The organism is Plantactinospora solaniradicis (assembly GCF_042658085.1).
In the GTDB taxonomy this organism is placed as follows: domain Bacteria; phylum Actinomycetota; class Actinomycetes; order Mycobacteriales; family Micromonosporaceae; genus Plantactinospora; species Plantactinospora solaniradicis.
Window position 1 is genome coordinate 1 of the sequence record NZ_JBHSPR010000066.1, and the last position, 13579, is coordinate 13579.

At 70.2% G+C, this 13579-nt stretch carries 12 protein-coding genes; 10 read left to right on the plus strand and 2 right to left on the minus strand.

Annotated features, from left to right (window positions below):
* Positions 1–520 precede the first annotated feature (520 nt).
* Positions 521–1054 carry a SigE family RNA polymerase sigma factor gene (locus ACFP2T_RS41950; RefSeq protein WP_377432472.1) on the plus strand — a complete coding sequence of 178 codons (534 nt, stop codon included), beginning with the start codon at positions 521–523 and terminating at the stop codon, positions 1052–1054.
* A complete protein-coding gene (locus ACFP2T_RS41955) occupies positions 1054–2091 on the plus strand; it encodes a hypothetical protein (protein ID WP_377432474.1) in 1038 nt (345 codons plus the stop codon). Before ACFP2T_RS41950 ends, ACFP2T_RS41955 begins: the two co-directional genes overlap by 1 nt.
* Before the next feature lie 244 nt (positions 2092–2335).
* Here ACFP2T_RS41955 and ACFP2T_RS41960 read toward each other — a convergent pair whose 3' ends face one another.
* Both ACFP2T_RS41960 and ACFP2T_RS41965 read right to left on the minus strand, forming a co-directional pair.
* Positions 2336–2656 carry a hypothetical protein gene (locus ACFP2T_RS41960; RefSeq protein ID WP_377432475.1) on the minus strand — a complete coding sequence of 107 codons (321 nt, stop codon included), beginning with the start codon at positions 2654–2656 and terminating at the stop codon, positions 2336–2338.
* Positions 2649–3377 (minus strand): hypothetical protein, encoded by a 729-nt coding sequence (locus ACFP2T_RS41965; RefSeq protein WP_377432476.1) that lies wholly within the window; start codon positions 3375–3377, stop codon positions 2649–2651. Before ACFP2T_RS41965 ends, ACFP2T_RS41960 begins: the two co-directional genes overlap by 8 nt.
* Before the next feature lie 884 nt (positions 3378–4261).
* Here ACFP2T_RS41965 and ACFP2T_RS41970 point away from each other — a divergent pair.
* The 8 genes from ACFP2T_RS41970 to ACFP2T_RS42005 all read left to right on the plus strand — a co-directional run bounded on the left by ACFP2T_RS41970 (position 4262) and on the right by ACFP2T_RS42005 (position 13512).
* A complete protein-coding gene (locus tag ACFP2T_RS41970; protein ID WP_377432478.1) occupies positions 4262–5080 on the plus strand; it encodes a hypothetical protein in 819 nt (272 codons plus the stop codon).
* Positions 5081–5489: 409 nt separating this feature from the next.
* Complete coding sequence (locus ACFP2T_RS41975) at positions 5490–5837, plus strand: hypothetical protein (RefSeq protein ID WP_377432479.1); 348 nt, start codon at positions 5490–5492, stop codon at positions 5835–5837.
* 1 nt (position 5838) lies between these two features.
* Complete coding sequence (locus ACFP2T_RS41980; RefSeq protein ID WP_377432481.1) at positions 5839–7353, plus strand: hypothetical protein; 1515 nt, start codon at positions 5839–5841, stop codon at positions 7351–7353.
* The gene (locus tag ACFP2T_RS41985) at positions 7328–7552 is read left to right on the plus strand and encodes a hypothetical protein (RefSeq protein ID WP_377432482.1); all 225 of its coding nucleotides are present in this window, start codon (positions 7328–7330) and stop codon (positions 7550–7552) included. The genes ACFP2T_RS41980 and ACFP2T_RS41985 overlap by 26 nt, the downstream gene beginning before the upstream one ends.
* Entirely contained in the window at positions 7539–8477 is a 939-nt protein-coding gene (locus ACFP2T_RS41990; protein ID WP_377432484.1) for a PrgI family protein, read from the plus strand. The genes ACFP2T_RS41985 and ACFP2T_RS41990 overlap by 14 nt, the downstream gene beginning before the upstream one ends.
* Position 8478: 1 nt before the next feature.
* Entirely contained in the window at positions 8479–10269 is a 1791-nt protein-coding gene (locus tag ACFP2T_RS41995) for a VirB4 family type IV secretion system protein (protein WP_377432486.1), read from the plus strand.
* Between the two features lie 119 nt (positions 10270–10388).
* Positions 10389–11939, plus strand: coding sequence for a DUF8128 domain-containing protein (locus ACFP2T_RS42000; RefSeq protein ID WP_377432488.1), 1551 nt, complete (start codon positions 10389–10391; stop codon positions 11937–11939).
* A gap of 676 nt (positions 11940–12615) precedes the next feature.
* On the plus strand, positions 12616–13512 hold the full coding sequence (locus ACFP2T_RS42005; protein WP_377432490.1) for a nucleoside 2-deoxyribosyltransferase domain-containing protein: 897 nt from the start codon (positions 12616–12618) through the stop codon (positions 13510–13512).
* The last annotated feature ends 67 nt before the right edge of the window (positions 13513–13579 follow it).

Genomic DNA, 13579 nt, shown 5'->3' on the forward strand with positions numbered 1-13579 from the left:
CATAACATCAATCCGGATCCCGCGAAGGTCGTCTCCTACACCACCTGCGCGGACGTGACCGCCTAGAACCGTCCAGGTTCAGGTGGCGGATCACCGGCCAGCGGGCTCACTCTGCGCCATCTTCACTCGGACGGGACAGGTGCCTCATCCTCATTGTCCTGTCCAGGTTTAGTTTGCGAAGTGCCCACGTGCGGGGAGCCGGTGGAGGGCACTTCGGCGATCGAGCTGTCGGTCGGCAGCGTGCCCGGCTGGGACCGCTGACCCGGCACCGCCCAGGGCGGCTCACCGGTCAGAAGTTGAGCGCCGCGATCAGCGTGGGTGCCACCCCCGGACCGACGGCCTGCCGCGTTGCGCGGCGTCACCGCGTCGATGTCCGCCGGCGGCATGGTCCTGTCCGCCAACGATCGCTGGCAGACAGCGGCGCTGCGGATCGCGCGAAGTCGGGCACAGCAGATCGGGCCCGGGCGGCGTGTATATGAGTGGAGATCGTTGGCGAACGACGGACAGGACGGGAGGTGGGATGAGCTTCGAGGAGTACGTCGCGTGGCGGTCGCCCGCGTTGCTGAGGTACGCCGCTGTGCTCACCGGGGATCGTGACCTTGCCCAGGACATCGTGCAGGAGGTGCTGGCGCGCGTGCACGGGCGCTGGCACCGCATCGCACGGCTGGACATACCGGACGCATACGTACGTCGGATGATCACGAACGAGTTCCTGTCGTGGCGGCGAGGGCGATGGACCCGTTTGGTGCCCATCGGCCGCTTCACGGAGGAACACCGTCCGGTGTCGGTGGCCGCGCAGCCGGACACTGCCGCCGTCCACGCGGAGCGCGACGCGCTGCTGTCCGAACTGGCTCGTCTGCCGCGTCGCCAGCAGGCGGTGCTCGTCCTTCGCTTCTACGAAGGGATGTCCGACAGCGAGATCGCGGACGTCCTGGGTTGCCGGTCGAGCACCGTGCGCGCTTACGCCTCACGGGCGCTGGCCACCCTGCGCGTCGAACTGGACCCGGTCGATCTGCGTCGCCACACACCCGCCCTGGCTAGGAAGGATCAATGATGCGTACCGAAGAAGACCTGCGAGCGCTGTTCGCCGCCCGGGAGGACCTCGCGCCGGACCAGCGTCAAGTGCTGGAGGGGACGCGGGAGGCCGTGGCCCGGCGCCGCCGGCGACGGACCGCCGGTGCAGCGGCGGCGGCCGCCATTGTCGTGGCGGCCGCTGTGCCGGTGGCGGCCCGCCTGGGGTCAGGGCCCACGGGCCAGGGCACCACGATCCTGGACGTGGCCGCGCCCGCCGCGAGCACCGCCTCGTCGCAGCCCGCCGGGCAGGCCCCGGCTCGTCCCCGGCCACCCTTCGCGTTCACGATCCGTCCCAGCTCGACCGCCGGCTTCGAGATCCAACCGACGGCGGTCAACCCCGACCTGCAGATCGCCACCATCCGCGTGGCCGGCCAGACACAAACCCGGGCCGAGCTGTACGTGTACCGGCCGGGAACAGAGCACCGTGCCGGCTGGGACCTCAGCAGGGACCCGGTGCGGGTACAGGTGAACGGGGCACCGGCCTGGTACTCCGTCCAGGACGCCCACAGCGCCATCCGCTGGGAACACGCGCCCGGTGGTTGGGCCGTCATCAACACATCGGGATCGGCAATGCCCAAGCAGACCTTGATTAGCCTGGCCCAAGCCGTTCAGTTCACCACGCCGTACCCAGCAAAGGTGCCCTACCGGCTCAGCTACCTGCCCGCCGGGTTCACGCCGTTCCACGTCGCGCAAGGCACGCCCACCGCCCGAACCGTCGTGCAGTTCCAGGCACGGGGCGGAAACACGGGTGTCATGGACATCGCCATCCTGGACGGGTCCCCGAGCAAGCGGGCCGACTGGCGCGCCGACCTCACCATGGCCGGCCGCCCCGCACAGTGCACCGACCTCGTCGACGGCTACCGGTGCGCGGTCGACTTCGGCGAGTTCACCGTCGACGTCGGCAGCGGGACCGTGCCGCGCGCCGAAATAGCGAAGGTCGTTGCCGGCATGAGCTTCGCGGTCTGGGGCGATCCAGCCACCTGGTACGACATCGACACCGCGGTCCCCGGCCGGTAAGAAGCCGCGAAGGGCGAGTCAGGTCACACCGAGTGAATCGGCGGACAGCCGCACACCTCTGGCCACAAGCCATCCGCCGAGGATCACCTCGAAGAAGAAGACGGGTACATACCGGCCGGACGCGATCGCGGCCGTGTCCTCAGCACCCGGAAAGACGATGATCGCCAAGGTGAACGCCGCCAGAGCCAGTCGAGGAGGCTGATCTCTTCGGGGTCGTCGGCTCTTGTGGGTAGGAGAGTTGTGGTCATGGGGACTCGTCTCCTTCGGCGTCGGGCGGATTGTCGGCAAACCACTGCAGGGCTTCCTTGACAACCGCTGCCTGTCGTTTGAGCAGCTCCTTTGCTGCCGCTGGGTCATCGACCACGATCAGCTCGACGCGGACTTTGAGGGGCTCGGAAGCTGGGCGGCCAGGGCCGCGGGGAGGGTACTTTGACCCACCGGTGTCTGGGAACGCCTCGACACCTTGGTCTTTGACGGTTTCCTCGGCGTCGTCGCTGGTCGGCGGGGCTGGGGTGGTGGGCGGCGACGCGCCACCCCGTGTGCCGCTTGAGTCACGGCTACTCATGTCGCCGTACCTCGCTCGTGAAGACCAAGAGGTCGACGTGGTGACTCTGGTCGCCGTGACCGGTCGGCCAGCCCTGTCGCGCTGCCTCGACTTCGACGTGGGTGGCGTAGTACACGAACTGGTCGCCATTGCCCGAACCAATGACCGCGACGATTTGCAGGACGTGCGTAAGGCCTGCGGCGCGGGCAGCTGGCAGCAGTTCGCTCAGGTGCTCGGCGTACGTGGTGCCGGGCTGGCCGGGTGCCGTGGAGCTGATGGCCGCGATCGCGCATGTGTCGGCCGTCATGATGAGCCGGCACGCGCCGAACAGGTCGGCGATGCTGGCCCGCGGGCGGTCGGCGTGCCGCGGCGGCCACCGCAGGACGACGAGGCTGGCGGGCTCGGCAAGTGAGTCCAGGTCCGCGACCTCGCCGGGGTCAGTGATGGACACGTACGAACGGGACGTGTTGGCGCTGGCGGTCTGCAGATGTGGGTCGCTGTCGAAATCGACGATCGCCTCGCCACGCCGGGTGTACACGAGGATGAGTCGCCGGGCCAGCCGCGACGCAAGGCGGGCGTTGGGGTCGGTGGTGGGTGCGTCGTCGTCGCGGTCGTCGAGTCGCCAGACGGCGATAGGTACTTCGCCGCCGACGAGGATCGCGTCGCCATGGATGCTCGGTGCGGCGATGGATGGGTTCGGGCGGGGCATGTCGTCGGGGACGGAGTTCGGCAGAGAAGTCATGTGCGGGTAGCTCCCGCGCTGGCTGACCGTGTTCGCATCTACGAATGGCCCCGGGATGCCGGCTCACAGCGCGGTCTCGCACGGCCGGTACCCAACAGCACCCAACAGCGTGCGCCGTCTGTTGGGTGGCCTTACCCAACAGTGGATCATCGTTGGCCCAACAGCTTTCCGGGTATGGCTGTTGGGTAGCCAACAGTCAGTTCACGTGGTGGGCGCTCACGTCGCCCCCGTCGAGACGGCCACTTGATGTGCCGGCTCGACGAGGCGCGGCGTTCGGTGGCGGGACCTTGACCTCGCCGACGACATCGGCGAGTTTGCGTGTCGCGGCCGGCAGATGCCTCGCAGTTGGCGACCAGAGGCCAGGTCGAGCCCGGACACCGGCGTGAGGACGGACGCCGTGATCCGGGCCGTCGGCAGGAGTCCAGTGGGCCGGGCTGGCGGTACGTGCGTGGGTAATGGCGAGGATGCCGGCTGCCGGCGCGGTCGTGACCAGGCCGGATGCGCCCCACATGGCCAGTGCTTGAGCCTCGCGCGGACGGCTCGGGGTAATCGCAGGCGGGGCCGTGCACCGATCGGTGTTCGCCCGGCGGGCTTCCGGCGCGGAAATCTCATGATCCCGCGCGACGCTGCGGCGCGATTACCACTCTCGTGCTGATCTTCTGAGCCAACGGTACCCAACAGGCCGGTGAGCTGCGGTGTTGGCCTTCGCGCGGATCGTTGACGACAACTGCGGCTGCTGTTGGCTGTTGGGCAGGCATGGCTGTTGAGCAGGCCCAACAGCTTCCGGCGCAGGTTCGCACGCTCACGGACCGTTGGGTCGACGTGCGCGGATAGGGGTCTAGCGCCGCGGTGAGGTGCGGTGCCGATCGCCACGCGAGGTTGACATGTCTGCGCGATCCTGGCCATCATCGCCGCTGGCCGCGGCCGCACGAGCCTTCACGCTCCTGGTCCAGCCGCCCACGCACGTCGGGTTCGACGGCCGCGGCTTCGAGGGCCTGCCCGATGACATCCTGCCGTTGGAGCGGCTACGAACCCTGCTGCTGTCGCCGCAGACCGGCGTCGAGGTCCGCGATGCCGTGTGGCGTGAGCTGGTCATTCGCGCCCGTCGGGACGGCCCGGCCTGGGTTGTCGCCGCGGTGGGCATCGCGATGCCGGGTCTGCGTCACGTCGCCGGTGCGCTCGCTGCCGGGTGGCGGGGCGACACCAGCGATCTGGACGCCGAACTGCTGGTCGGGTTTGTGGCGCGACTCAAGACCATCGATCTGGAGCCGGCTCGGATCTGCGGCCGGCTGATCGATGCCGGTTTGCGTGCCGCGCGTAAGGCCCGGGACGCCGATTCCGACGCACATCTGATCCACACCGACACGCCCGACCCGATCGCGCCGATTTATCCGTGGGATCACCCTGACCTGGTGCTGGCCCGTGCCGTCGCGGTCGGTGTGCTGGACGCCGACGAGGCGAATCTGATCGCCGCTACCCGCCTCGACAACGCCACTCTCGCGCAGGCCGCAGCGGGTCTCGGTATCACCCCCAGTCTGGCCTCGTCATGGCGGCTGAAGGCCGAACGTCGGCTTCGGGACGCCATTCGCGACGGCGACCTCGCGTTCGTGCCGTTGCGGCCCCGCCCGCGCCGCCGTCGTGACGCGACCCACCAGCGGGTCGCCGCGACTCGGCAACGCGTCGCCGCCACCCAACAGCGATGACCGCGGTCCAACAGCGCATGGTCGCCGCGCGAGAGCACGTCGCTTCCGCGGACGGCGCGACTCAACATCTGGTCGCGGCGACCCAACAGAAAACGGCCGCGACCCAACAGCGAGTCGCTGCTCTGGATGCGACCCAACAGCGACCGGCTGTTGGGTCGCTGTTGGGTTCGGGCGTGGCGGCGGACGTCGTGTTGGCCACCCAACAGCGGGCCTTCGTGGGCAAGACATCGGACCGAGAAGCGGCCGGTGTCGGCGCCCCGGGGATCGGGGCGCGGCCGGCCTGAGTGGCCGTGTTCGCACCCGATCACCCATGGCTGGAAGGAGCGACGCTCCCACGGCCCCTGCCCCGATTCCCGGTGGCGCACCTCAACCCCATTCAGCCCCGCACGCGGGGCGGGAGGTGCCTGCCATGTTCCGCCGCAATGTCTACCGCATCCTCACGATCACAGTCACGGTCCCGGTCCTGGCGGCCGTGATCGGCTCGGCCCCGGCGTTCGCGGCCGAGCCGCAGATCTTGGCCGCCCCCTACCCGCTGCCGGTGATCATCGGCCGCATCACGGCCTGGATCGTCGGGCTGCTGGTCGCGGTCGCCACCTTGTTCCTGACCATTGGTGGCCTGCGTCGTATGGCCGCCGGAGGCGACCCGACCGAAATCGAGAAGTCCAACTCCGCCTTCAAGAACGCCCTCCTCGGCTACGCGCTGGCAGTCCTCGCGCCGATCCTGCTCGCGATAGTGCAGGGCTGGATCGGGGGCTGACGTGGACGACTGGTTCGTCAAGAAACTGATCGGCTCCATCCTGCAGTGGTTCGCCGAAACGGTGATCGGCGTGCTGAACGCCCTGTGGGAGCTGCTGTTGGTCACCGCGTTCGTCAGCCCTGACGTGACCGCTCTGCCGCAGGTGACCACGTTCGCCAGTACATCGCTGGGCATCGTGAACGTCTGCTACGTGTTGGCGTTCCTGTGGGCGGCCATCATGGTGATGGGTCGCGACACGATCCAGTCCCGGGTCGGGCCAGGCGAGCTGATCCCTCGCCTGGTCATCGGCCTGATCGCGGCCAACTTCGCCATTCCGATCTGTTCCACCGTCATCGGGCTCGCCAACGCGTTGACCGAGGCGTTGACCGACCAGGACGTCACCTCGCCCGGCTCGATGCAGCAGCTGCGTGACACCACGGTCGGCGCGTTGAGCGGTCAGACCGGGGCGACCGCGGGCAGCTTCCTGCTGCTGCTCATCGGCCTGTTGATCGCGGTGCTCACCGGCACGCTCCTCGTGCAGTGGATCGTCCGGCTCGGGTTCCTCGTCGTCGCCGTCGGCATCTCACCGATCGCCCTGGCGCTGCACGGAACCGAGCAGACCGAGGGTGGCGCCAAGCTGTGGTGGCGCGCGATCCTCGGCACGAACGGCATCGTGGTCCTGCAGGCGGTCGCCCTGCACACCACGCTGAAGGTCTTCCTCAATCCCGACAGCAACCTGCCCATGTTCGGTCTGCCGATAATCATCGGCGACCCGGCCGCGATCATGAACCTGCTCATCGTGGTGTGCCTGCTGTGGAGCATCGTCAAGATCCCCAGACTGATGAGCCGCTACGTCACCCGCATCCCGCCGAACCCGATGGGCATGATCCTGCGCGTCGTGCTCGTGCAGCAACTGACCCGCGGGCTCTCCCGTGCGTTCAGCGGCAGCCGGAGCGCCGCACGGGCCGCCGGCCACGCCAGCGGCCGCGCGGCCGGCGCCGGCGGAGCGAACCGGCCGTGGCCGGTGAAGTCGGGTGGCGGAGGCGGTGGCCAATCTCGCTCTGGCGGTTCCGCGCCCCGGCCACTGCAGCCGCCATCGGGTGCGGCCCCGGCCGCACCGGCATCGCCTACCCGACCGGCCGCACCGTGCGCCCCTACACCCGCGGCGAAATCGCCGGCGGCGTCGACCCCTACACGCGAACCGTGCCGAAACGCGCCGCACCAACGACTCGCCGCTCGACACGGCCGCCGATCCGGGCCGCTGGCGTCGTCCCGGATCCACCACGGTCGCGGCCCCCACGATCGGTCCCGCCCGGGGTCACCCCGGCGACCGCGATGCCTCGTACCCGGCCGGTACGCCCACCGGTCAGAGGCGAATGGCACCGACCCAACCACACGCGCTGACCTGCACCATCACCTCGCCACCCAAAGAACCTCTCGTCCAGCGCGGGGACATCCCCACCGGCGCAGTGACGGGCAGACCTACCGACCCAACTCGGAAGGGAAACCAGATGACAACGCCACAGGACACCACTGACGAAGCGAGGACCGACCCGCCACCCCTCAACTTCGCGACCGACGGCGCCGACATCGTCGCGATCGCCTGGCCGACGCACCGTCCCATCTACGCCTACACCCCAGAGGAGATCGCCGAAGGCGTCGACGTCTACACCCGGGCGATGAAAGCCCGCACCACGGGTGCGCGAGCGGTCGGAGGCGACGATGCGCCCGAGTGATGACGTCACCCCGAACGCCCGAATCCCCGCCGACGTCGACACCCCAGACAAGATCGTCTACGGGTTGACCGCCCGGCAGTTGGCCATCCTGGCCGTGGCCGGGGTGATCGGCTACGGCATCTTCCGCGCGGTCGGTAACCTGCTGCCGCAGCCGGTGCTGATCGCGATCCTCACCCCCCTCGCCGGGGCGGCGACCGTGCTGGCGTTGGGCCGCCGCGACGGCCTGTCCATGGACGCCTGGCTGCTCGCGGCGGTGCGGCACACCCGCGGCCCGAAACGGCTGGCCCCGGCCGCAGGCGGCCGGCCCGTCGCGGTACCGGCGTGGGCACCGGCCACCGCCACACCCGCCGCGACGGTGCCGACGCTGCGGCTGCCCGCCACCGCGATCAGCGACACCGGCGTCATCGACGCCGGCTCACACGCCGCGGCCCTTGTCGCCTGCACCACCGTGTACATCGGGCTGCGGACCGGCGACGAGCAAGCCGCGCTGATCGGCAGCTACGGGAGGTGGCTCAACTCACTGTCCGGGCCGGTGCAGATCGTGATCTCCGCGCAGCGGGTCGACCTGTCCAGCCACGCCTACCGGATCGCCGAAGGCGCCGAGACCATCGGCAACCCTGCCCTGGCCGACGCCGCCCGGGACTACGCCAACTTCCTTGACGACCTCGCGGCGCGTCGGGATCCGCTGTGGCGGACGGTGACCGTCGCGGTCACCGCCACCGGCGACAAGGGCCGCGACACCGAGGTCCTGCGCCATGCGGAACACACCGCGTCCTCGCTGTCCACCCTCGGGGCCGAGACCGCCGTCCTGGACGGCGGCCGGGCCGCCGCGGTGCTCACCTGCGCCACCGACCCCTACACCCCGGCCGACGTCACCTGGGCTCGTGCCCTGCCCGATGCGGCCGTCACCGGACCAGGAGACTGACATGCCCCTACCGACACGGCGAAAGCCGACCACCACCACCGACGCGAGCCCGGCCGATCCGGCCGGGCTCGCAGCCGTCGTAGGTCCGGCCGCGATCGACCACACACCCCGCTATCTGCGCCTCGGCGACGGCTACGCGGCAACGCTGATCGTGACCGGCTACCCCGCCGAGGTCGGCCCCGCCTGGCTGGACCCGCTGTTGGCCTGGCCGGGCCGGCTCGACGTCGCCGTCCACATCGACCCCCTCGCCCCGCAGATCGCCGCCGCCCGGCTACGCAAGCAGCGAGCCCGGCTGGAATCCAACCGGCGCACCGACACGGAGAAGGGCCGCCTGATCGACCCGATCACCGAGGCCGCCGCCGACGACGCCGCGGAACTCGCCGACCGGATCGCCCGCGGCCACAGCAAACTCTTCCGCGTCGGCCTGTACCTGTGCGTGCACGCCACCACCCTCGACGAACTCGACGAAGCGGTCGCGCACGTACGAGCCACCGCCGCCTCGGTCCTGCTGGACACCCAGCCAGCAACGTGGCGGCAGATGCAGGGCTGGACGAGCACCCTCCCACTCGGGACCGACAGCATCGGCATGCGCCGGGTGATGGACACCGACGCGCTCGCCTCAGCGTTCCCGCTCGCCTCGTCGGACCTGCCGGCGCCGCTGCCTGGTGAGCCCGGCGCCACCGGCGGCATGCTCTACGGACTCAACCCCCACTCCAACGGCGTGGTCTGGTGGGATCGGTGGGCGCAGCACAACGCCAACAGCGTCGTCCTCGCCCGGTCCGGGGCCGGCAAGTCGTACTTCGTCAAGCTGGAGATCCTGCGTTCGCTGGCCGATGGCGTGCACGTGGCCGTGATCGACCCCGACAACGAGTACATCCGTCTCGCCGACGCGGTCGGCGGCGTCACCATCGCGCTCGGCGCCAACGGCGTGCGACTCAACCCGCTCGACATTCCACCCGCTGACCGTCGACCGAAGGCACGCACCTACCGGGCGATGTTCCTGCACACCCTGATCTCGGTACTGCTGGGGGAGCAGCCACCGCCGTCCGAGCAAGCCGCCCTCGATAAGGCGATCAACGACGCATACGACCAGGCCGGGATCTCCAACGACCCCGACACCTGGCGCCGGCAGGCACCGCTGCTGCGCGACGTGACCACCGCGCTCACCGAGCAGGGCACCGACGCCGGCGGGACTCTCGCGGCCAGGCTGACACCGTGGACCACCGGGTCGTTTCGGGATCTGTTCGACGGCCCGACCACGACGGTCCCGTCGGGGCAGCTGGTGTGCTGGTCCACCCGGCACCTCGCCGACGAGCTGCGTGCCCCGGGCATGCTCCTCGCGCTGGACGCGATCTGGCGCGAGGTCGACACCCCCGCCATCCGGGCGGCGCACACACCGCGACGGCTGGTCGTCGTCGACGAAGCCTGGACACTGCTCCGCGACGGCGAAGGCGCCAAATTCCTCTCCCACCTCGCCAAGTCCGCACGCAAGCGGCGGGCCGGGCTCGCGGTGATCACCCAGGACGTCGGGGACCTGCTCGGCTCCGCTCTCGGGCAGATCGTCATCGCCAACGCCGCCACCCAGATCCTGCTGCGGCAGGCGCCGCAGGCGATCGACATCGTCGCGGACGTGTTCGGCCTGACCACCGGCGAGGCCCGAGTGCTGCTCGCCGCCCGCCGCGGCGAGGGCCTACTCATGTCCGGCACCCACCGAGTCGGCTTCCAGGCCGTTGCCTCCCGCCAAGAGCACCGGCTGTGTGTTGGAGACCTGGAGTTGCCCGACGACGAGTAACCCCGCCGCACCTGCTGCGGCCGGAAACCGACCGTGTCATCAGCAAACCATCCGAGGGCCGTGGGCCGCCATTGCTGGCGGCCCACGGCCCTTTTTTGTTCTCCGGAAGGGCACAACCCATGAACACCAGTCCCGTACTCGCCCGCATCGTCTCCATGCTCGCTCCCACGCCCGCACCGTCTTCCACTCCGCCGGTACCGTCGGCGCCGCTGTTGCCCGGACCGTCGCAGTGGCTCCTCGACACCGCCACCGCCGCCGCCAGCTGGTGCCGGGATCGGCCGTGGCTCGCGGTCGTCGGTCTGCTCATCGCTGCCGGCGGCTACGCCGCACGCACCGCCGTGGCCCGCCGCCGAAACGCCCGGATGACCCGGCACGCGCAGCTGATCACCATCAGTCCACCGCCGGAGGTCGATCCGGACGGCGCCGCCACCTTCTGGGCCACCCTCGCCGAGATCCTGCACACCGGCTGGCGCCGCCGCCTGCGCGACGGCCGAGCACACCTCGCCGTGGAGTACCGGTGGAGCGGCCGGGAACTGACCATCGCGGTCTGGGTACCGGCCACCATTGCGCACGGCCCGATCCAGGCCGCGATCCGCGGCGCCTGGCCCGGTGCGGCGTGCACCATCACCGACGCCGACCCGCCGCTGCCCCTGGACGCCCTCGACGTCGGCGGCGCGCTCGCCCCTACTCTGCCGGCCTGGTACCCGTTACAGACCGATCACGACAACGATCCGATGCGGACCCTGATCTCCGCGGCATCGGGGCTGCACAACGCCGAGTCGGCCTGCGTGCAGGTCCTGGCCCGGCCCGCCACGAACCGGCAGGTACGCCGTCTGCGCCGCGGTGTCCAGGGTTTGCGCACCGGCCGGCCACCGCGTGACGTGCTCGATCCGGCCACCTGGCTACGTACCGTCCTCGACCTCGTGATGGAGCTGTTCAGCACGGGCCGGCGCGCCGATCGGGCCGCGCGGCACACGCCAGTGCCGGGCAGTGACCCGCAGCGTGAGCGGGACGGCCGGGCCGGGATCGACAAGCTCGCCGGCACCGGGTGGGAGGTGGCGCTGCGCTTCGGTGTCGCGCACACCAACCCCCGCGGCAGCGATCCCGACGACCTGAAACCGCGGCTGGTCACCCTCGCCCACGGCATCGCCTCAGCGTTCGGCTCCTGGACCGGCCGCAACCGGCTACGTCGCCGGTCCATGAGGCATCCGGCCCGCGTCCTGGCCGGCCGGGTGCTGCGCCGCGGGTTCCTGCTCTCCGCCGCCGAACTGGCCACGATCGCGGCGCTGCCGCAGGACCTCGCCGTGCCGGGTCTGGACAGGGCCCGCGCCAAGCCGATGCCCGCCCCGGTCGTCGTCGCCTCGGGTGGGCGCGGCACCAAGGTGCTCGGCAAGGCCGAAGTCGGCGGCCACTCGGTCGCGCTCAACGTCGTCGACGCCCGCCAGCACCTGCACGTCCGCCCACTCCTCGATCTCCGGCTCGATACCGACCCCAGGGTTGAACTCGATCTCCGACGCCGCGAGTGGGCGGCTCGTGGTGAACCGCGCGATCACCAAAGTGCCGGTGATCGGGGCGAACGGTTTGACGGAATTGTCGAACTCCACCGTCACGCCATGCGGAACGCCGACCCGAACCCGATGTTCCGCGATGCGGCCCAGCCCCAGGTGTAGCCGGCGATGCCGGTCCACCCGGGCCAGCTCGTGCAGCCAGTACAGCAGGTTGCTTCGCGGACCGTAGGCGGAGTGGTAGGGCTGCGCCTGCTCCAGCCGGTTCACGATATCGGCCGGAACGCTCGCGAGTCGCCTGGCCTGTTTGTGAAAGTCGGTCGGTGTGGTGGCGATCGGGAACTGCAACTTGCCCGCGTCCGGTGGCGGGTTCTGCCCGGTGACCGCGGCGATCCATGCGTACAGTCCGTTGTCCAGGGCCGCCCTCAACGCGGCGAGCCAGTCGCTGAACGCCAACGACATCGACGACGGGGCCGGCTCGTAGGTCCGCACGATGATCTCGAAGGTGCTGGGCGCAGCCGTCGACAGCTCGGCGTCCCAGGGGTGGGACTCGATGTAGGACGCCCACGCATCGGCGAACTCTCCTCGGCGGGTCGCCGCGCGGTCGAGGCGGGCGAACGCGAGATCGAACAGGCTACTCACACGTTCAGGGTAGGACCGCACACCAGCGGTTTCCGACATGGCGCGCAGCTGGTCCCACGCCACATGGCCGGTCGGGCCTGCCGTTTCAAGCCGCGAGGATGTCCCCGTCGCCCACTAGGGGCAGTAATGGTTTGTCTGCGGCTCGCGGCGGGTCGACGATCGATGCAGGGGCACCCCACTGCCGCGGAATGGAGGCGACGTGCCGTACCGCGTCAACTACCACGACGCCATAGACGTCAACCGCCTCGTGGCGGTCACCGAGTCACTGGTCGACGCTCGGCAGGTCATCGACGCGGTGACCGTTGAGGTGCCGCCGGCCGCCGGTCGTTTGGCGGCCGTCGAGGACCCCGTGCTCGGGCTCGATCTGCGTGTGATCCAGCCGCCGCAGACGCTCGAAACGGCGCATGGTCTACCCGTGGTGTACCTGGGAGGAACGGTCGACCCCCGCGACAACTGGCAAGCGACGGCCACGGCGGCGCTTCGCCCACACCCCGCGATCATCATCAATTCGCGCCGGGAGCGACCAACACGCGAGGGGCAGGACGCCGAGGCGTCGGTCCGGTGGCGACGTGATCATCTGTTCTTCGCCGATGTCGCGCTGTACTGGTTTTCCGACGGCGACCCGGACCCGATAGCGATGCTCGAGTTGGGCCTGGTGGTCGACCGCAGGGTGCGGCTGGCCGTCGGCGCTTCGCCGCGTTGTACTCGCCGAGCGGCGCTGGCTGCGCACCTGCGCTACGTCGACACAGCTGACCTCCACGACACGTTCGCGGACACGGTCGCCGCCGCGTCGCGGCTCGTCGAGGACCGCCCTGCGGGGCAGTTGGCGATGTCCCGCATGCTGTCGGAACCGGCTGCGGTCGCCTGGACGCTGCGGCACGCCATCGAGTCGGCTCGCCACCCTGACTTGCCTGACCGGCTCGACGAAATCGCCGGTGAGGCCGGCAGAGCGGGCGGGGTGGGGTTCGAACCTTCCCTGCTGACACGCATCTACGTGGCTGTCGACCGCCTTCGGCTCGACGGTAGCGACCCACTCGGCTGGGCCCAACTGCACGACGCGGCCATCGCGCTGAGCGCACGCCATCGTTCCGACTGATCGGAGTGGCGCCGTTGCGTTGCGGCATCGGAAACGCGTCGGGCTCGTGCCGGAGGGGCGGTCAGAT

Coding starts and splice junctions, on each gene's coding strand:
- ACFP2T_RS41995 (WP_377432486.1), top strand. CDS start 8,479: ATGCCCCTACCGACACGGCGAAAGCCGACCACCACCACCGACGCGAGC.
- ACFP2T_RS42000 (WP_377432488.1), top strand. CDS start 10,389: ATGAACACCAGTCCCGTACTCGCCCGCATCGTCTCCATGCTCGCTCCC.
- ACFP2T_RS41950 (WP_377432472.1), top strand. CDS start 521: ATGAGCTTCGAGGAGTACGTCGCGTGGCGGTCGCCCGCGTTGCTGAGG.
- ACFP2T_RS41990 (WP_377432484.1), top strand. CDS start 7,539: ATGCGCCCGAGTGATGACGTCACCCCGAACGCCCGAATCCCCGCCGAC.
- ACFP2T_RS41975 (WP_377432479.1), top strand. CDS start 5,490: ATGTTCCGCCGCAATGTCTACCGCATCCTCACGATCACAGTCACGGTC.
- ACFP2T_RS41985 (WP_377432482.1), top strand. CDS start 7,328: ATGACAACGCCACAGGACACCACTGACGAAGCGAGGACCGACCCGCCA.
- ACFP2T_RS41960 (WP_377432475.1), bottom strand. CDS start 2,656: ATGAGTAGCCGTGACTCAAGCGGCACACGGGGTGGCGCGTCGCCGCCC.
- ACFP2T_RS41965 (WP_377432476.1), bottom strand. CDS start 3,377: ATGACTTCTCTGCCGAACTCCGTCCCCGACGACATGCCCCGCCCGAAC.
- ACFP2T_RS41955 (WP_377432474.1), top strand. CDS start 1,054: ATGCGTACCGAAGAAGACCTGCGAGCGCTGTTCGCCGCCCGGGAGGAC.
- ACFP2T_RS41970 (WP_377432478.1), top strand. CDS start 4,262: ATGTCTGCGCGATCCTGGCCATCATCGCCGCTGGCCGCGGCCGCACGA.